Annotated in this window: 14 protein-coding genes; 9 read left to right on the top strand and 5 right to left on the bottom strand. The window is 71.9% G+C overall.

What is annotated here, in order from left to right:
• A complete protein-coding gene (pseB, locus tag MM440_RS15295) occupies window positions 1–984 on the bottom strand; it encodes a UDP-N-acetylglucosamine 4,6-dehydratase (inverting) (protein ID WP_241445513.1) in 984 nt (327 codons plus the stop codon).
• 76 nt (window positions 985–1,060) lie between these two features.
• On the opposite strand from pseB, the gene MM440_RS15290 reads away from it, so the two are divergent.
• From MM440_RS15290 to MM440_RS15280, 3 genes are all read left to right on the top strand, one after another.
• Window positions 1,061–1,798 carry a cytidylyltransferase domain-containing protein gene (locus MM440_RS15290; protein WP_241445511.1) on the top strand — a complete coding sequence of 246 codons (738 nt, stop codon included), beginning with the start codon at window positions 1,061–1,063 and terminating at the stop codon, window positions 1,796–1,798.
• Window positions 1,798–3,459 (top strand): bifunctional UDP-2,4-diacetamido-2,4,6-trideoxy-beta-L-altropyranose hydrolase/GNAT family N-acetyltransferase, encoded by a 1,662-nt coding sequence (locus MM440_RS15285; RefSeq protein ID WP_241445503.1) that lies wholly within the window; start codon window positions 1,798–1,800, stop codon window positions 3,457–3,459. The genes MM440_RS15290 and MM440_RS15285 overlap by 1 nt, the downstream gene beginning before the upstream one ends.
• A gap of 145 nt (window positions 3,460–3,604) precedes the next feature.
• Window positions 3,605–4,816 (top strand): CapA family protein, encoded by a 1,212-nt coding sequence (locus MM440_RS15280; protein ID WP_241445501.1) that lies wholly within the window; start codon window positions 3,605–3,607, stop codon window positions 4,814–4,816.
• A gap of 183 nt (window positions 4,817–4,999) precedes the next feature.
• Here MM440_RS15280 and purE read toward each other — a convergent pair whose 3' ends face one another.
• Together purE and MM440_RS15270 are read right to left on the bottom strand one after the other, a co-directional pair.
• Complete coding sequence (gene purE / locus MM440_RS15275; protein WP_241445500.1) at window positions 5,000–5,530, bottom strand: 5-(carboxyamino)imidazole ribonucleotide mutase; 531 nt, start codon at window positions 5,528–5,530, stop codon at window positions 5,000–5,002.
• Window positions 5,527–6,771, bottom strand: a complete 1,245-nt coding sequence (locus MM440_RS15270; protein ID WP_284284603.1) for a 5-(carboxyamino)imidazole ribonucleotide synthase — start codon at window positions 6,769–6,771, stop codon at window positions 5,527–5,529. Before MM440_RS15270 ends, purE begins: the two co-directional genes overlap by 4 nt.
• A gap of 39 nt (window positions 6,772–6,810) precedes the next feature.
• Here MM440_RS15270 and MM440_RS15265 point away from each other — a divergent pair, with 39 nt between their 5' ends.
• The 3 genes from MM440_RS15265 (at window position 6,811) to MM440_RS15255 (ending at window position 8,967) form a co-directional block, all read left to right on the top strand.
• Entirely contained in the window at window positions 6,811–7,374 is a 564-nt protein-coding gene (locus tag MM440_RS15265) for a GtrA family protein (protein WP_241445498.1), read from the top strand.
• A gap of 35 nt (window positions 7,375–7,409) precedes the next feature.
• Window positions 7,410–8,039 (top strand): hypothetical protein, encoded by a 630-nt coding sequence (locus MM440_RS15260; RefSeq protein ID WP_241445496.1) that lies wholly within the window; start codon window positions 7,410–7,412, stop codon window positions 8,037–8,039.
• 103 nt (window positions 8,040–8,142) lie between these two features.
• Window positions 8,143–8,967 (top strand): enoyl-CoA hydratase/isomerase family protein, encoded by an 825-nt coding sequence (locus MM440_RS15255; RefSeq protein WP_241445494.1) that lies wholly within the window; start codon window positions 8,143–8,145, stop codon window positions 8,965–8,967.
• A 42-nt stretch (window positions 8,968–9,009) separates the two neighbouring features.
• Here the strand turns inward: MM440_RS15255 and MM440_RS15250 are convergent, their stop codons facing one another.
• Together MM440_RS15250 and MM440_RS15245 are read right to left on the bottom strand one after the other, a co-directional pair.
• Complete coding sequence (locus tag MM440_RS15250) at window positions 9,010–10,113, bottom strand: adenylate/guanylate cyclase domain-containing protein (protein ID WP_241445492.1); 1,104 nt, start codon at window positions 10,111–10,113, stop codon at window positions 9,010–9,012.
• 88 nt (window positions 10,114–10,201) lie between these two features.
• The gene (locus MM440_RS15245; protein WP_241445490.1) at window positions 10,202–10,984 is read right to left on the bottom strand and encodes a biotin--[acetyl-CoA-carboxylase] ligase; all 783 of its coding nucleotides are present in this window, start codon (window positions 10,982–10,984) and stop codon (window positions 10,202–10,204) included.
• Window positions 10,985–11,046: 62 nt separating this feature from the next.
• Between MM440_RS15245 and MM440_RS15240 the strand changes: the two genes are divergently transcribed.
• The 3 genes from MM440_RS15240 to MM440_RS15230 all read left to right on the top strand — a co-directional run bounded on the left by MM440_RS15240 (window position 11,047) and on the right by MM440_RS15230 (window position 14,755).
• Complete coding sequence (locus MM440_RS15240; RefSeq protein ID WP_241445488.1) at window positions 11,047–12,657, top strand: acyl-CoA carboxylase subunit beta; 1,611 nt, start codon at window positions 11,047–11,049, stop codon at window positions 12,655–12,657.
• Window positions 12,658–12,769: 112 nt separating this feature from the next.
• Complete coding sequence (locus MM440_RS15235; RefSeq protein ID WP_420914179.1) at window positions 12,770–12,979, top strand: acyl-CoA carboxylase epsilon subunit; 210 nt, start codon at window positions 12,770–12,772, stop codon at window positions 12,977–12,979.
• Between the two features lie 93 nt (window positions 12,980–13,072).
• Window positions 13,073–14,755, top strand: coding sequence for a DUF885 domain-containing protein (locus tag MM440_RS15230; protein WP_241445484.1), 1,683 nt, complete (start codon window positions 13,073–13,075; stop codon window positions 14,753–14,755).
• Window positions 14,756–14,757: the final 2 nt, after the last annotated feature.

The following is a 14,757-nucleotide window of genomic DNA, read 5'->3' as shown; positions in this document are numbered from 1 at the left end:
TCAGACCTCCGTCTCGAGGATCTGCATCATCTCCTCGCCGGTGAACCACTGGTCGTTGTTGTCGGAGGTGTAGTGGAAGCCGTCCGGCACGGGCACACCGTGCTCCGGCGGGGTGTAGCCCCAGGACGCCAGGTCGGGCTGCAGGACATAACGGTCACCGATGAGCAGCGCGCGACGACCCTCCTCGGCGGAGATCATCTCCTCGTGCAGCTTCTCGCCGGGACGCAGGCCGATCTCGTGCATCGCGGCACCGGGGGCCACGGACTGGGCCAGGTCGGTAATCTTCATCGACGGGATGCGCGGCACGTAGAGCTCGCCGCCCTGCATCATCTCGAACGAGTCGGTCACGAACTTCACGGCCTGGGGCAGCGTGATGAAGAAGCGGGTCATCCGCAGGTCGGTGATCGGCAGCGACTCGCCGGCCGCGGCGAGGTTGCGGAAGAAGGGGATGACCGAGCCGCGCGAGCCCATGACGTTGCCGTAGCGGACGACGCAGAAGCGCGTGTCGTAGGCGGCGGCGTAGTGGTTGCCCGTGATGAAGAGCTTGTCGGCGGTCAGCTTGGTCGCGCCGTAGAGGTTGATCGGGCTGGAGGCCTTGTCGGTGGACAGCGCCACGACCTTCTTGACGCCCGCGTCGATGCACGCCTCGATGACGTTCTGCGACCCGATGACGTTGGTCTTGACGAATTCGTAGGGGTTGTACTCAGCGGTGTCGACCTGCTTGAGCGCGGCGGCGTGCACGACGTAGTCGACCTTGTGCATCGCGCGGTTGAGGCGCGGCAGGTCGCGGATGTCGCCGATGAACCAGCGCAGGCGGGGGTCGTTGCCGAACAGCTGGCGGCACTCGTACTGCTTGAGCTCGTCCCGGCTGTAGATGATCACGCGGCGCGGGTCGTGGTTGTCCAACACCTCCCGGATGAACGCCTTGCCGAACGAGCCAGTCCCTCCGGTGACTAGGATCGAGGAACCTGACAGCATGGACATCGTGCCTCCTGAGGCGTAGCGGATTGACCAAACGTTACCGCGTGACACCTCGGACGCCAGTGATTGAGGAAGCCGCATGCGCATCGTCGCCGTCATCCAGGCCCGCACCGGGTCGACCCGCCTCCCGGGCAAGGTCCTGGAGGACCTGCACGGCCGTAGCGTCCTCGAGTGGGTCGTCCGCGCGGCCCGCTCCGCGACGGGCCTCGACGAGGTCGTCGTCGCCACCTCTACGCACGACTCCGACACCGCCGTGGCCGACCTCGCGGCGTCGCTCGGCTGCCCCGTCGTGCGGGGCTCGGAGGCCGACGTGCTGCAGCGCTTCGTGCAGGCCGTCGACGAGCACCGCCCCGACGCCGTCGTGCGCCTGACCGCCGACTGCCCGCTGCTCGACCCCGAGCTGATCGGCGCGGTCGCCGGCGCCTGGCGCGGCGCTCCCGAGCACGACTACGTCTCGACGGTCCTCGTGCGCTCGCTCCCCCGCGGCCTCGACGTCGAGCTCGCCACCGCCGACGCGCTGCGCCGCATCGACGCGACCGCCACCGGCCACGACCGCATCCACGTGACGTCCGGGCTCTACGCCGACCCCGACACCTATCGACTCCTCGGGCTGACCGTCACGCCCCCGTCCAACGACCTGCGCGTCACCCTCGACACGCCCGAGGACCTCGAGGCGTTGCGGTCCCTCGTGGCCGCCCTCCCCGGCGGCGCCTCGCGGCCGCCCCGGTGGCGCGAGGTCGTCTCGACGCTGCGCTCGCGCCCCGACCTCGTCGCCATCAACGCCGAGGTCCGCCAGAAGTCCCTGGAAGACGGCTGATGCGGGTCGCCCTCGTCGCCCACGGTGGTCCTGGCATCGGGGTGGGTCACGTCGTGCGCGCCGTCGCCCTCGCCCAGGAGGCCCGCTCGCGCGGCCACAACGTCACCCTCGCCGGCTGGGTCGACGGGCCCTTCCTGACCGAGCTGCTCGCGCACGCCGACCTGCCGGTCGTCCCGCTGTCCGCCGACGCGCAGAGCGCCGAGATGCTGGCGGCGTTGGGTGGTGGTGCTGGGGCTGGAGTTGGTGGTGGTGCTGGGGCTGGTGGTGGTGCTGAGACCGGTGGTGGCGCTGGGGCTGGTGCGCTGCCGGACGTGATCCACGTGGACACCTACCGGCTGCACGACGACCTGCTCGCCGCGCTGGCTGAGCGCTCCGAGCGGGTGCTGCTGTCCGCCATGGAGGACAGCGAGTTCGGCCGGCGGCCAGCCCACGTGGTCGTCGACTCCACCATCGGCGCGGACGAGGTAGCCCGTCCCGGCGTGCCTGCGCGTTGGCTGGCCCTGGGCGCCCGCTACACGCCGTTGCGGACCGACATCAGCCGTCTGCGCGGTCGTCGTGACGGTGGGGCTGCCGCTCGGGAGGGTGTCGCTCGGGATGCCGTGGCTCCCGGGGATGCTGCCGAGGATGCCGATGGCCGCCTGCGGGTGCTCGTCGTGATGGGCGGGGCCGACCCGACCGGCCTGACGCCCCGCGTCCTCGACGTGCTCGGGCGCACCGGCGTGCCGCTTGCCGTGACCGCGGTCGTGCAGCCGGCGGCGCAGGCCGCGGTCGCCGAGGTGGCCGCGACGCACCCCGGCCTGGCACTCACGGTGACGCCGCCGACGGGCAGCCTGCCCGAGCTCTACACGACCCATGACGTGGTGGTGAGCGCGTCCGGCACGTCGGTCTGGGAGCTGTGCTGCGTGCAGGTGCCGATGGCGCTGGTGTGCGCGGTCGACAACCAGGTCGAGGGCTACCGCAGGGTGGTCGACGCGGGCGCCGCGCTCGGGCTCGGGGGTCCGGCGTTCGACCAGGCCGAGCAGGACACCGCCGTGAGCGAGCTGCGAGAGTGGTTGTCCCCGAACGCTTTTGACGTCCGCGAGGCTGCGGCGCGTCGTGCCGGCGAGCTGGTCGACGAGCTCGGGGCCTACCGGGTGGTGCACACCTGGGAGGTCGCCGCGACCGCCGGGCGTCCGCGCACCTCCGAGGGCCTGACCGTCCGTGGTGCGACCCTCGACGACGCGCGCACGCTCTTCGACTGGCGCAACGACCCGCAGACGCGCGCGCTGTCCCGCAGCAGCGACGAGCTGGTCTACGACGACCACGTGGCATGGCTGCGCGGCTCGCTGGAGCGGGACGACCGGGTGCTGCTGATCGTGACCGGGCCGGACGGCGGGCAGGTCGGGACCGTGCGCTGGGACCACGAGGGGCACGACGACTGGGAGGTGTCGATCACCGTCGCGCCGAGCGCGCGTGGGCAGGGGCTCGCCACGCCCATGCTGCTGGCAGCCGAGGAGCACCTGGCCCAGACCGCCGACGTGCGGTCCTACCTCGCCGTCGTCCACACCGACAACGAGCCGTCGCGGCGCCTGTTCGCGACCGCCGACTACGTCGCCGACCTGCCGCCGGACGCGGCGGGCTTCGAGCGCTACCGCAAGCGATCGACACGTCGGCCATCCTGATCGCCTGAGCGTTGCGCTGCCCGACCACCCGACCACCCTCGACGGCGTGCGGCGTGCGCGGACCGGGGCAATCCCTACGTAGAGTGGACGCAACACCACGAGACGTCAGGGGCTGCGCCGGACGTCGCACAGCGAGGACGCACCGATGCCACCTTCGAACCGCCCGATCCACCGCCTCCGGCGATCGGCCGCCGCCGTCGCGACCGGGGTCGTCGGCGTCGTCGTAGCCGGTGGCGCCCTCGCCGGCATCTCCGCCGATCGGGACGACCGCACCTCGGCTCAGGCAGCCGCGTCCTCGTCGCCGTCGTCCGGCACGTCGCCCTCGTCGGCCGCCTCGACCGGTGGCGCGTCGACCACCCCAGCGGCACCGACCGGCGGAGATGCCACGACTGGCACCACCGGGTCTACCGACCTCCCGCCGCCGCGCACCAAGGAGACCGTGACGATCGCCCTGGGCGGCGACACCCAGTCGCACGGCGTCGCGGGCTCGCTGCTCACCGAGGGCCTGGGCGAGGTCGGCAAGGAGCTCGCGGCCGCCGACCTGGCGATGGTCAACCTCGAGACCGTGGTCGCCGAGAGCAGTGCGGGCCTGCACCCGCAGGACAAGCCGTTCACCTTCGTCGCGCCGCCGCGCATCCTCGACGTGCTGCGGGAGCAGGGTGTCGACGTGGTGACCGCCGCCAACAACCACGGCATGGACTTCGGCGCCGAGGGGCTGCGTCGGATGCTGGCCGTCACGGCGTCAAACCCGTTGCCCGTCATCGGGATCGGCAAGGACGCCGACCAGGCGTACGCCCCCTGGGCCACGACGGTGCGTGGCCGCTCGGTGGTCGTCTTCGGCGCGTCCGACGTCCTCGACCCGCACCTCAACTGGACGGCCGGGCCCGACAAGCCGGGCATGGCCTACCTGGACACGCCGGGCGGGCTCGAACGGCTGGAGGCGGGTGTGCGGGCCGCCCGCGCCAAGGACCCCGACGCCGTGATCCTCGCCTACCTGCACTGGGGCAGCGAGCGGGTGCGATGCCCGAAGCCGCGCCAGGTCGAGCTCGCCACCCGCCTGTCCGCTGCCGGCGCGAACGCCGTCGTCGGCAGCCACGCCCACATCCAGCAGACCACCGACACCGTCGGCTCGACCGCCGTGGCCTACGGCCTCGGAAACTTCGTCTTCGGCAGCGGCTCCGGCGTCCAGCGCAAGACCGGCGTCCTCACCCTGACCGTCCCACCCCGCGGCACGCCCACCATGGCCTGGTCCCCCGCCCTCATCGAGGGCGGCCTCCCCCGCCACCTCACCGGCTCCGCCCGCACCGCCGCCCTCGCCGACTTCGCCGCCCTCGACCAGGGCTGCCCTGCCCGCTGACCGCTCGTCGCGCTGCCGACACGGCGGTTGGCGACCGAGACGGCACTTACCGACCGAGACGGCAGCTGGTCACGTCCACCCCCACGAACCGGCAGTCCGTCACCGAAACGGCTGTTACACCAACCATCTCGGCCTCCAAGTGCCATCTCGGCGCCTAAGTGCCGTGTCGGCGCCGGGGCCAGGTCAGGGGGCCTGGGTGCGGTCGCGGAGGCGGGCGCCCTTGGCGTGGGCCTCGTCGCGCAGGGCGGACTGGAAGTCGACCATGGCGGCGCGGACGCGCTGGGCCTCGGCGTCGGTGCCGGCGCCGATGATGCGGGCCGCGAGCAGCCCGGCGTTGCGGGCGCCGCCGATGGAGACGGTGGCGACCGGGACACCGGCGGGCATCTGGACGATGGACAGCAGCGAGTCCATGCCGTCGAGGTACTTCAGCGGCACGGGCACGCCGATCACCGGCAGCGGCGTGACGGCGGCGAGCATGCCGGGCAGGTGGGCCGCACCGCCGGCGCCGGCGATGATGACCTGCAGCCCGCGGTCGGAGGCCGAGCGCCCGTAGTCGATCATCTCGGTCGGCATCCGGTGCGCCGAGACCACGTCGGCCTCGTAGGCGATCCCGAGCTCGTCGAGCGCCTGGGCGGCCAGCTCCATGACGGGCCAGTCGGAGTCGCTGCCCATCACCAGGCCGACGACGGGACGACGGGTGGTCTCGGTGCTCATTCGGTGATCACTCCTTGAAGGAACTGCGTTGCGTGGCGGGCGCGTTCGCGTAGATCATCGAGGTCGTCGCCGCCGACGTTGACGTGCCCGATCTTGCGGCCGGGCCGCACGTCCTTGCCGTAGTGGTGGAACTTCATCGCGGGGTCGCGCGCCATGAGGTGCCGATACGTCGGGTAGAGCTCGGGGTACTCCCCGCCCAGCACGTTGCCCATCACGGTCCACCGGTCTCGCGAGCGCGGGTCGCCGAGCGGCAGGTCGAGGACGGCGCGCAGGTGCTGCTCGAACTGACTCGTCACGGCACCGTCGATGGTCCAGTGGCCGCTGTTGTGCGGACGCATCGCCAGCTCGTTGACGACGAATCCCGTTGTGCCAGAATCACTCTCATCACCCACCGGCACCTCGAACAGCTCGACGGCCATCACCCCGGTCACGTCCAGCGCACCCGCGATCGTCAGCGCCGCCTGGCTCGCCGCCGCGGCGAGGTCGTCCGGGAGCCCGGGCGCGGGGGCGAGCACCTCGGTGCAGATGCCGTCGGTCTGCACGGTCTCCACGACCGGCCAGACGGCGCACTGACCCATCGGGCTCCGCGCCACCAGCACCGCGAGCTCGCGGCTGAAGGGGACGGCCTCCTCGACCAGCAGACCGTCTGCGAGCGGCCAGTCGCGGGCCTCGGCGGCGCTACCGATGACCCGAACTCCCTTGCCGTCGTAGCCCCCTCGCGGCGTCTTCAGCACCACCGGCCAGCCGTGCTCGGCACCGAACGCCTCGAGCTCGCCCTCGTCGCGCACCTCGGCCCACGCGGGGCACGGGACACCGAGCTCGGTCAGTCGTCGCCGCATCGCCAGCTTGTCCTGGGCGTAGACCAGGGCGTCGGGTCGTGGGTGCACCGACACCCCCGAGTCCACCAGGGCCGCCAGCACGTCCGCGGGCACGTGCTCGTGGTCGAAGGTCACGACGTCGCAGTGCTCGGCGAACGCAAGGACGTCCTCGATCGACGTGTGCTCACCGACCGGTGCGCTCGGGACGACCAGGGCGGCGGCCGCCGACTCCGACTCCGCCAGGACGCTCAGGGTGATGCCGAGGCCGACCGCGGGCTGCGCGCACATCCGGGCCAGCTGGCCCCCGCCGATGATGCCGACGACCGGGAACCCTCCCGGGGTGCGCTGGGGCGCGGGCGACGAGGCGGGCTCCGCCGACGACGTTGCTGGGGCGGCTGGGAGGTCAGAGCGCTCTGAGGTCACGCGGTCCAGGGTAGTCGGCAGCCGGTCTACCCTGGATGGATGCCCAACGAGCGACCGCGCACCCTGCTGCAGCGCCTCACGGGGCTCGCGCGGCGGCTGTGGCGCGAGCTTCTCGCGTTCGGGACGGTGGGGCTGGGCGCGTTCATCGTGGACACCGGCTCCTACAACCTGCTGGTGTTCGGGCCGGTCGGGCCGACGGACGGGTTCCTCGCGCACAAGCCGACCACCGCGTCCATCGTGGCGACGATCCTGGGCACGATCTTCAGCTGGCTGGGCAACCGGCACTGGACCTATCGACACCAGCGCCGCGCACACGTGGGTCACGAGGCGGCGCTCTTCGTGCTGTTCAACGCCATCGCGCTGGTCATCACGGCGGGGTTTCTCTATCTCAGCCGCTACGGCCTCGGCCTGCACGGCATCGCGTGGGACAACCTCGCCCGCTTCGTCGGGATCGGGATCGGCACCATCTTCCGGTTCCTGACCTATCGCCGGTTCGTGTTCACCGGCGTCCCGACGACCGAGATCGCCCCGGAGGACGAGACGCCCCTCGGTGACCGGGGAGCCGGCTCGGGCGAGTCCGCAGCGCCCGCACGTCGGCGCTAGCCTGGGGCGAGACCCACCGAACCGCAGGAGGACTCATGAGCACCGAGCGCATCAAGGAGATCGCCGAGCGACACGGCCTGAGCGAGGCAGGAGTCTCGGCTCTCGCCGAAGCGGTCGACCGCGGCAACGGCCGCTCCGCCCAGTTCTCCCACCCGGATCTCGGCGGCTCGGGGCAGTGGATGGCCGGTGGCATGACCCAGATCGGTGAGATGGGCAACCACGACCTCAAGGCCAAGGTGGCGGCAGCAGCCGGCGACCTCGCGTCGTCCGCCGGCTCCGGCGACTCGAACGGCGCTGCCTCGCAAGGGAGCTCGCGGGACAGCCGGGACGACTACCAGGCCAAGCACCGGCACCCCGAAGCGTCGCAGTCCGCGTCTCAGGGCTCCGATTCGAAGGGCTCCGACTCGAAGGGCTCCGGCCGGTCTGGCGACTGGTGGCCGGCCGAGCTCGGCTCGCCGGCGTCCTCGGGCGGCCAGAACGACAGCGCCTACGCGATCTTCCCCGACAAGCACCGGCTGGCCGTCAAGACCGGCGACCGGGTGCGCGTCTTCGACACCGGCGACCGCACGATCACGGGCGTCAGCCAGCAGCAGGGCTCGGTCGACGACACCCGCTGGTCCACCTCCGATGGCGACGTCACCCTCAAGGACCTCACCGAGCTCTGACCCGTAGAGCGTCCGCTCGCCCTCGGGTCCGCTCCCGACGATGGCGTCCCAGTCGCCGAGGCGGCACCACCTCGCCAGACCGACCACGACGAAGGAGTCGCCGATGGCCACCACCCCAGCCGACCTACCGGTCTACGACCATGTGACGTTGACCCGCCACGGCGACGACGGTCACGTGCTCGAGATCGCGCTGGACCGTCCCGAGGCGATGAACGCCGTCTCGACCGCGCTCGCCCGCGACCTCGGTGCGGCGACCCGGTGGACGGCCGCCGACCCGCACACCCGCGCGGTCCTGCTGACCAGCACCCACGCGAAGGCCTTCTGCGTCGGAGCCGACCTCAAGGAGCGCAACTCCTTGACCGACGCCCAGATCTTCGCGCAGCGACCGATCACTCGCGCCGCCTACAACGGGGTCCTCGACCTGCCGCAGCCGACGATCGCGGCCGTCGACGGTTTCGCACTCGGCGGTGGCTTCGAGCTGGCTCTGTCCTGCGACATCATCGTCTGCGGTGACGGCGCCACGGTCGGGCTGCCCGAGGTCGCCGTCGGCGTGATCCCGGCAGGCGGCGGCACCCAGCTGCTCGTGCGCCGGGTCGGGTGGGGTCGGGCGTCGTCGATGATCTTCACCGCAGCCCGGCTCAGCGCCGCCGACGCACTCACCCTCGGTGCCGTAGAACGCGTGGTCCCGGCCGGCGAGGCGCGGACGGCCGCCCTGGAGCTGGCTACGGTCATTGCGGCGAACTCCCCTGTGGGAGTAGTCAATGCGAAGAAGGCCATGCGCCTCGGCTCCGACGTCGACCTTGCCGCCGGCCTGGAGGTCGAGGACGGCTGCTGGCGGGCGACCGCCTTCTCCCCCGACCGGGCGGAAGGCGTTGCCGCGTTCGCCGAGAAGCGTCGGCCACGCTGGCCCGGCCCGACCGAGGTCTGAGTCGAGCCCTGACCCGGCCCTCGACTGCCCGGCTGCCACGACCTACGCCAGCAGCGAGTCCCCGAGGCCGGGCGACAGCAGCGACGGCGTGACGACACCGACGCCGCGCAGGGTGCGGCTGCGCTGCTTGACGGTGACCAGGCCGGGCGCGTCGACGAGCTCTTGGGCCAGCACGTCGTCGACGAGGATCCGGCCGCGCGGGGCGACGGCGGTCAGGCGAGCCGCCTTGTTGACCGTCGTGCCGAAGACGTCGCCGAGCCGCGAGACCACGGGGCCGTACGCCAGGCCCAGGCGGACCGGCGGCAGCATGTCGTCGGCGTGGATGGCGGCGACCAGGTCGAGCGCGATGCGTGCGCCGTCGGCCGGGACCTTGGCGACGAACAGCACCTCGTCGCCCACCGTCTTGATCACCCGGCCACCGTGAGCGGTGATGACGTCGGAGCACACGGCCTCGAACTGCTGCACCACGCGTGCCAATTCGCGCTCCGAGAGGCGCCGCACCAGCGAGGTGAAGGCCACCAGGTCGGCGAAGCCCACGCACCGGCGCAGCCCACCCGGGCCCATCGCCACGGGGTCGGCGTCGGAGACCATGCGGGCCACGGCGGACGTCAGGTGCCGGCGCCACGCGTAGACCAGGAGCGGCTCCAGCTCGTCGGCGAGCTCGGCCAGCGCGGAGACGGCGGCCCGGGCGGTCGACTCGTCCGGCTCGGCGCGGGTCGAGTCGTGCCCCTCGGCGAGGTGCGCGCGGGAGAGCTCGACGTCCCCCTGCTGCCAGGGCGAGAGAGCCTCGGCGAGCAGCGAGGTCTGCCACACCGACAGCCGGTCGGTGGTCCGGGCGAAGGCGCGGGTCAGCCCGAGGGCGGTCGACTCGTCGAGGCGCCCGCTGCGGACCAGCTCGGCGATGATCTCCAGCGCCTTGAGGTCGGTGCGGGAGAAGGCGTGCGCGCCGTCGGTGACCGGAGGGAAACCGAGGGCGTGCCAGAACCGCTCGGCCGTGCGGAACGACACCCCCACCTCGCGGGCCACCGCGCGGCGGTCGAGGTCGAGCGGGGCACCGAGGATCCGCTCCTGCAGCGCCTCGACGAAGGGATCGACGTGTGCCGGGACCAGCCCCTCGTCGAGGGACGACTCGTCGTACGGCTCCACCCTGCCTCCTTGGCCACCCGGGCCGGTCGGGACCTTGCGTCTGCTCTCATGCTAGGTGACGTGGGTCACGCTCCCGGTCGCAAGTCGGTCACGCGGGGCGCAGTCGCGCGTGCACCACGTCTCCGGCCGAGTAGACCGTGCGCCCGCCAGCGCTGGTCAGCACCAGTCGGCCGTCGTCGTCGACGGCGTCGACCACCCCGTGGACGAGGCCGCCGTCCGGGATGTGGATGTCGACCTCGCGCCCGATCGTGGCGCAGACCGCGCGGTAGTCGTCGACGAGCGCGGCCAGCTGGTCGCCACCGGCGATCCACTGCCGGTGGCGGGTCGCCACCTCGGCGAGGAAGTCGGCAAGGATCACCTCGCGCGAGGGGTCTACGGCACCGCAGAGGGCGAGAGAGGTGGCCGTGTCGACCGGGAGCTGGTCGCGGGTCTGGTGCACGTTGACGCCGACGCCGAGCACGGCGAGGGCCACCCCCGGGGCCGGCCCGGGCGCGAGCTCGCAGAGGATCCCGCACAGCTTGCGCTCGCCGTCGACCGGGGCGAGGACGTCGTTGGGCCACTTCAGGACCGCGTCGACCCCGGCGCGCTGGATCGCCGAGCGGATCGCGAGGCCGGCGAGCAGGGGCAGCCAGCCGAGGGACTCCATCCGCGCCTCGGGGACGGGGACGCAGGCCGAGACCGCGATGGCTACGCCTGCCGGGGTCTGCCAGGGGCGCGTCAGCCGGCCGCGGCCGTCCTGCTGGTGGTCGGTGGTGAGGACCCGCCACGGACGCGGGTCGCGCAGCAGCTCGGCGTTGGTCGAGCCGACCGCGTCGACGACGTCGAGGCCTACCCAGGGGTCACCCCCGCGACCGGCGAGCCGCTCGCTCACTAGGCTCGAAATCACATCTCGTCGGAGAGCGTCCACCACGGGCCCAAGGCTAAGGTGCTCCCATGGCTGACGCTGCATCCACTCTTGAGCCTTCGTTCGATCTCGCCACGACGGCCGGTCGCCTCGACGACCTGCGCCACCGGCACGACCAGGTCGTCCACGCGGCCAGCGAGAAGGCCGTCGAGAAGCAGCACGCGCGCGGCAAGAAGACCGCCCGCGAGCGCATCACCGCCCTGCTCGACGACGACAGCTTCGTCGAGCTCGACCAGTTCGCCCGGCACCGCTCGATGGCGTTCGGCCTCGAGAAGAACCGGCCCTACGGCGACGGCATCGTCACCGGCTACGGCACGGTGGACGGTCGCCAGGTCGCGGTCTTCGCGCAGGACTTCACCATCATGGGGGGCTCGCTCGGCGAGGTCGTCGCGCAGAAGATCGTGAAGGTCATGGACTTCGCCCTCAAGGTCGGCTGCCCGGTGATCGGGCTCAACGACTCCGGCGGTGCACGCATCCAGGAGGGCGTGCTCTCGCTCGGCGGCTACGGCGACATCTTCCGCCGCAACGTCCTCGCCTCGGGCGTCATCCCGCAGATCTCGCTGATCATGGGCCCGTGCGCCGGCGGCGCGGTCTACTCCCCCGCCATCACCGACTTCACCGTCATGGTCGACCAGACCTCGCACATGTTCATCACCGGTCCGGACGTGATCAAGACCGTCACCGGCGAGGAGGTGGCGATGGAGGCCCTTGGCGGCGCCACGACGCACAACTCCAAGTCGGGGGTCGCGCACTACATGGGCAGCGACGAGGACGACGCCATCGACTACGTCCGGGCGCTGCTCGCCTACCTGCCGAGCAACAACCAGGAGGACGCCCCGCTCTACGGCTCGACCGAGGACCTCGAGCCCAACGAGGACGACCTCGCGCTCAACACGATCATCCCCGACTCGCCGAACATGCCCTACGACATGCACCAGGTCTTCTCGACGGTGCTCGACGACGGCGAGTTCCTCGAGGTGCAGGCGCTGTTCGCGCCCAACATCATCGTCGGCTTCGGTCGCGTGGACGGTCAGAGCGTCGGCATCGTCGCCAACCAGCCGATGCAGTTCGCCGGCTGCCTCGACATCGACGCCTCCGAGAAGGCCGCCCGCTTCGTGCGCACCTGCGACGCCTTCAACATCCCGATCATCACCTTCGTCGACGTGCCCGGCTTCCTGCCCGGCACCGACCAGGAGTGGAACGGCATCATCCGCCGCGGCGCCAAGCTGATCTACGCCTACGCCGAGGCCACGGTCCCCAAGATCACGATCATCACCCGCAAGGCCTACGGCGGCGCCTACGACGTCATGGGGTCCAAGCACCTCGGCGCCGACCTCAACATCTCCTGGCCCACCGGCCAGATCGCGGTGATGGGCGCGCAGGGCGCGGTCAACATCCTCTACCGCAAGGAGCTCGCGGCGGCTGCCGCGGAGGGCCGCTCGGTCGACGAGGCGCGCGCGACGTTCATCAAGGAGTACGAAGACCACCTCGCCAACCCCTACATCGCGGCCGAGCTCGGCTACATCGACGCCGTCATCGAGCCGTCGCAGACCCGGGCGCAGGTCGTCCAGGGGCTGCGGGCGCTGCGCACCAAGCGCGAGGAGCACCCCCCGAAGAAGCACGGCAACATCCCGCTGTGACCCCCACAAGCACGACCCCCACCAGCAGCACGACCAGCCCGAGCAGAGGACGAGCGGCATGAGCGAGCCGACCACAGCGCCGACCACAGCGGCAGCGCCAGCAGCGGCACCGATGCTGACCGTCGTCAAGGGCTCCCCGACACCCGAGGAGCTCGCCGCGCTGGTGCTGGTCGTGGCCGCCGCGAGCTCCGGAGGTGACGACGCGGCTGCGCCGGCGCCCGAGCTCAGCCGCTGGGCCTCGCGCGCCGGCAACCTCGGCGTGCGCCCGCAAGGAGCCCGCGGTCGGCGCACCTCGGCAGCGTGGCGGGCCGCGACCCGATAGCGGCCTGGCGGGCCGCGACCCGGTAGCCCGTCCCACCCGCTGACACCCCTCGTCGTCGGGCGCGGGGCGAGGAGGTCGGCTACGGTCGGAGCCGTGACCACCGCACGCGCCCGCACCCGTGTCGACCGCATCGCCGAGGACTACGTCTCCGAGCTGGTCGAGCTGAGCCCCATCACCGCGACCTACGTGGGGGTGAGCGGCTACGACGAGCTGCTCGACGACTTCAGCCCGGACGGGCTCGAGCGTCAGTCGGACCTGCGCCGGCGCACCCTCGCGGCGCTGGCCGCGGTCGACCCGGTGGACGAGATCGACGAGGTCACCATCGCCGCCATGCGCGAGCGGCTGGGTCTCGCCGAGGAGATGCACGCCGCGGGCCTGCTCGAGATGTCCCTCAACGTGATCGCGTCGCCGCTGCAGGACATCCGCGCGATCTTCGACCTGATGCCGACCGACACGGTCGAGCAGTGGGCCACCATCGCGCTGCGCCTGTCCCGGGTGCCGGTCGCCCTCGAGCAGTTCGAGGAGTCGCTGCTCGCCGCCCGTGAGAAGGGCAACATCACCCCACGCCGCCAGGTCGAGCGCTGCATCGAGCAGTGCCAGGACCTGACGGCCGACGACGGCTACTTCGCGACCTTCCTCGCCGACGCCCTCGCCGGTCCGGTAGACCTCCCGCTCGAGCTGCGCGAGCGGCTCGCCAACGAGGTCGCCCAGGCCCGCCGCGCCTACGCCGCGCTCGGCACCTTCCTGCGCGAGGAGCTGCTGGACGAGGCCCCCGAGGACGACGCGTGTGGCATCGAGAGCTACGGCCTGCTGTCCCGGGGCTTCCTCGGTGCTGCCGTAGACCTCGAGGAGACCTACGCCTGGGGCCAGCAGGAGCTCGCCCGCATCACCGCGGCGATGAAGGAGGTCGCCGAGTCGGTGCGGCCCGGCGCGACGGTCGCCGAGGCCATCGAGATCCTCGACACCGACCAGCGCTACTTCCTCGAGAGCAAGGACGCGCTCAAGGCCTGGATGCAGGTCAAGGCCGACGACGCCATCACGGCCCTCGCCGACACCCACTTCGACATCCCCGGGCCGGTCCGCACCATCGAGTGCCTGATCGCCCCCACCCAGACCGGCGGCATCTACTACACCGGGCCGAGCGACGACTTCACCCGCCCCGGGCGCATGTGGTGGTCGGTCCCGAAGGGCGTGACCGAGTTCTCCACCTGGCGCGAGCTGACCACGGTCTACCACGAGGGCGTGCCCGGCCATCACCTGCAGGTCGCCCAGACCGTGTTCCGCGCCGACACCCTCAACCGGTGGCGGCGGCTGTTCGCGTGGACCTCCGGGCACGGTGAGGGCTGGGCGCTCTACGCCGAGCGGCTGATGGCCGAGCTGGGCTTCATGGACGACCCGGGCAACCGGATGGGCTGGCTCGACGCGCAGTCGCTGCGCGCCGCCCGCGTCGTGCTCGACATCGGGGTGCACTGCCACTTCCCCGCCCCCGACGAGGTCGGCGGCGGCGAGTGGGACTACGACAAGGCATGGGCCTTCCTGCGCGCGCACTCCAACATGGACGAGGCGTCGCTGCGCTTCGAGCTGGACCGCTACCTCGGCTGGCCCGGCCAGGCCCCGTCCTACAAGATCGGCGAGCGGCTGTGGCTGCAGCTGCGCGACGACGTGCGCGAGCGCGAGGGTGACGCCTTCGACCCCAAGGACTTCCACACCCGGGCCCTCAACGTGGGCGGGGTCGGGCTCGACACCCTGCGCGAGGCCGTGCTCGGGCGGCCCTAGAC

Source organism: Arsenicicoccus piscis (assembly GCF_022568835.1).
Classification (GTDB): domain Bacteria; phylum Actinomycetota; class Actinomycetes; order Actinomycetales; family Dermatophilaceae; genus Arsenicicoccus; species Arsenicicoccus piscis.
Note: the sequence above shows the minus strand (reverse complement) of the source record. Positions and strands in the feature narration are given on the sequence as shown.

What these genes read in the sequence shown, in the direction of transcription:
- MM440_RS15290 (WP_241445511.1), top strand. Translation starts at nt 1,061, where the DNA reads ATGCGCATCGTCGCCGTCATCCAGGCCCGCACCGGGTCGACCCGCCTC.
- pseB (WP_241445513.1), bottom strand. Translation starts at nt 984, where the DNA reads ATGTCCATGCTGTCAGGTTCCTCGATCCTAGTCACCGGAGGGACTGGC.
- MM440_RS15260 (WP_241445496.1), top strand. Translation starts at nt 7,410, where the DNA reads ATGAGCACCGAGCGCATCAAGGAGATCGCCGAGCGACACGGCCTGAGC.
- MM440_RS15255 (WP_241445494.1), top strand. Translation starts at nt 8,143, where the DNA reads ATGGCCACCACCCCAGCCGACCTACCGGTCTACGACCATGTGACGTTG.
- MM440_RS15285 (WP_241445503.1), top strand. Translation starts at nt 1,798, where the DNA reads ATGCGGGTCGCCCTCGTCGCCCACGGTGGTCCTGGCATCGGGGTGGGT.
- purE (WP_241445500.1), bottom strand. Translation starts at nt 5,530, where the DNA reads ATGAGCACCGAGACCACCCGTCGTCCCGTCGTCGGCCTGGTGATGGGC.
- MM440_RS15265 (WP_241445498.1), top strand. Translation starts at nt 6,811, where the DNA reads ATGCCCAACGAGCGACCGCGCACCCTGCTGCAGCGCCTCACGGGGCTC.
- MM440_RS15240 (WP_241445488.1), top strand. Translation starts at nt 11,047, where the DNA reads ATGGCTGACGCTGCATCCACTCTTGAGCCTTCGTTCGATCTCGCCACG.
- MM440_RS15280 (WP_241445501.1), top strand. Translation starts at nt 3,605, where the DNA reads ATGCCACCTTCGAACCGCCCGATCCACCGCCTCCGGCGATCGGCCGCC.
- MM440_RS15235 (WP_420914179.1), top strand. Translation starts at nt 12,770, where the DNA reads ATGCTGACCGTCGTCAAGGGCTCCCCGACACCCGAGGAGCTCGCCGCG.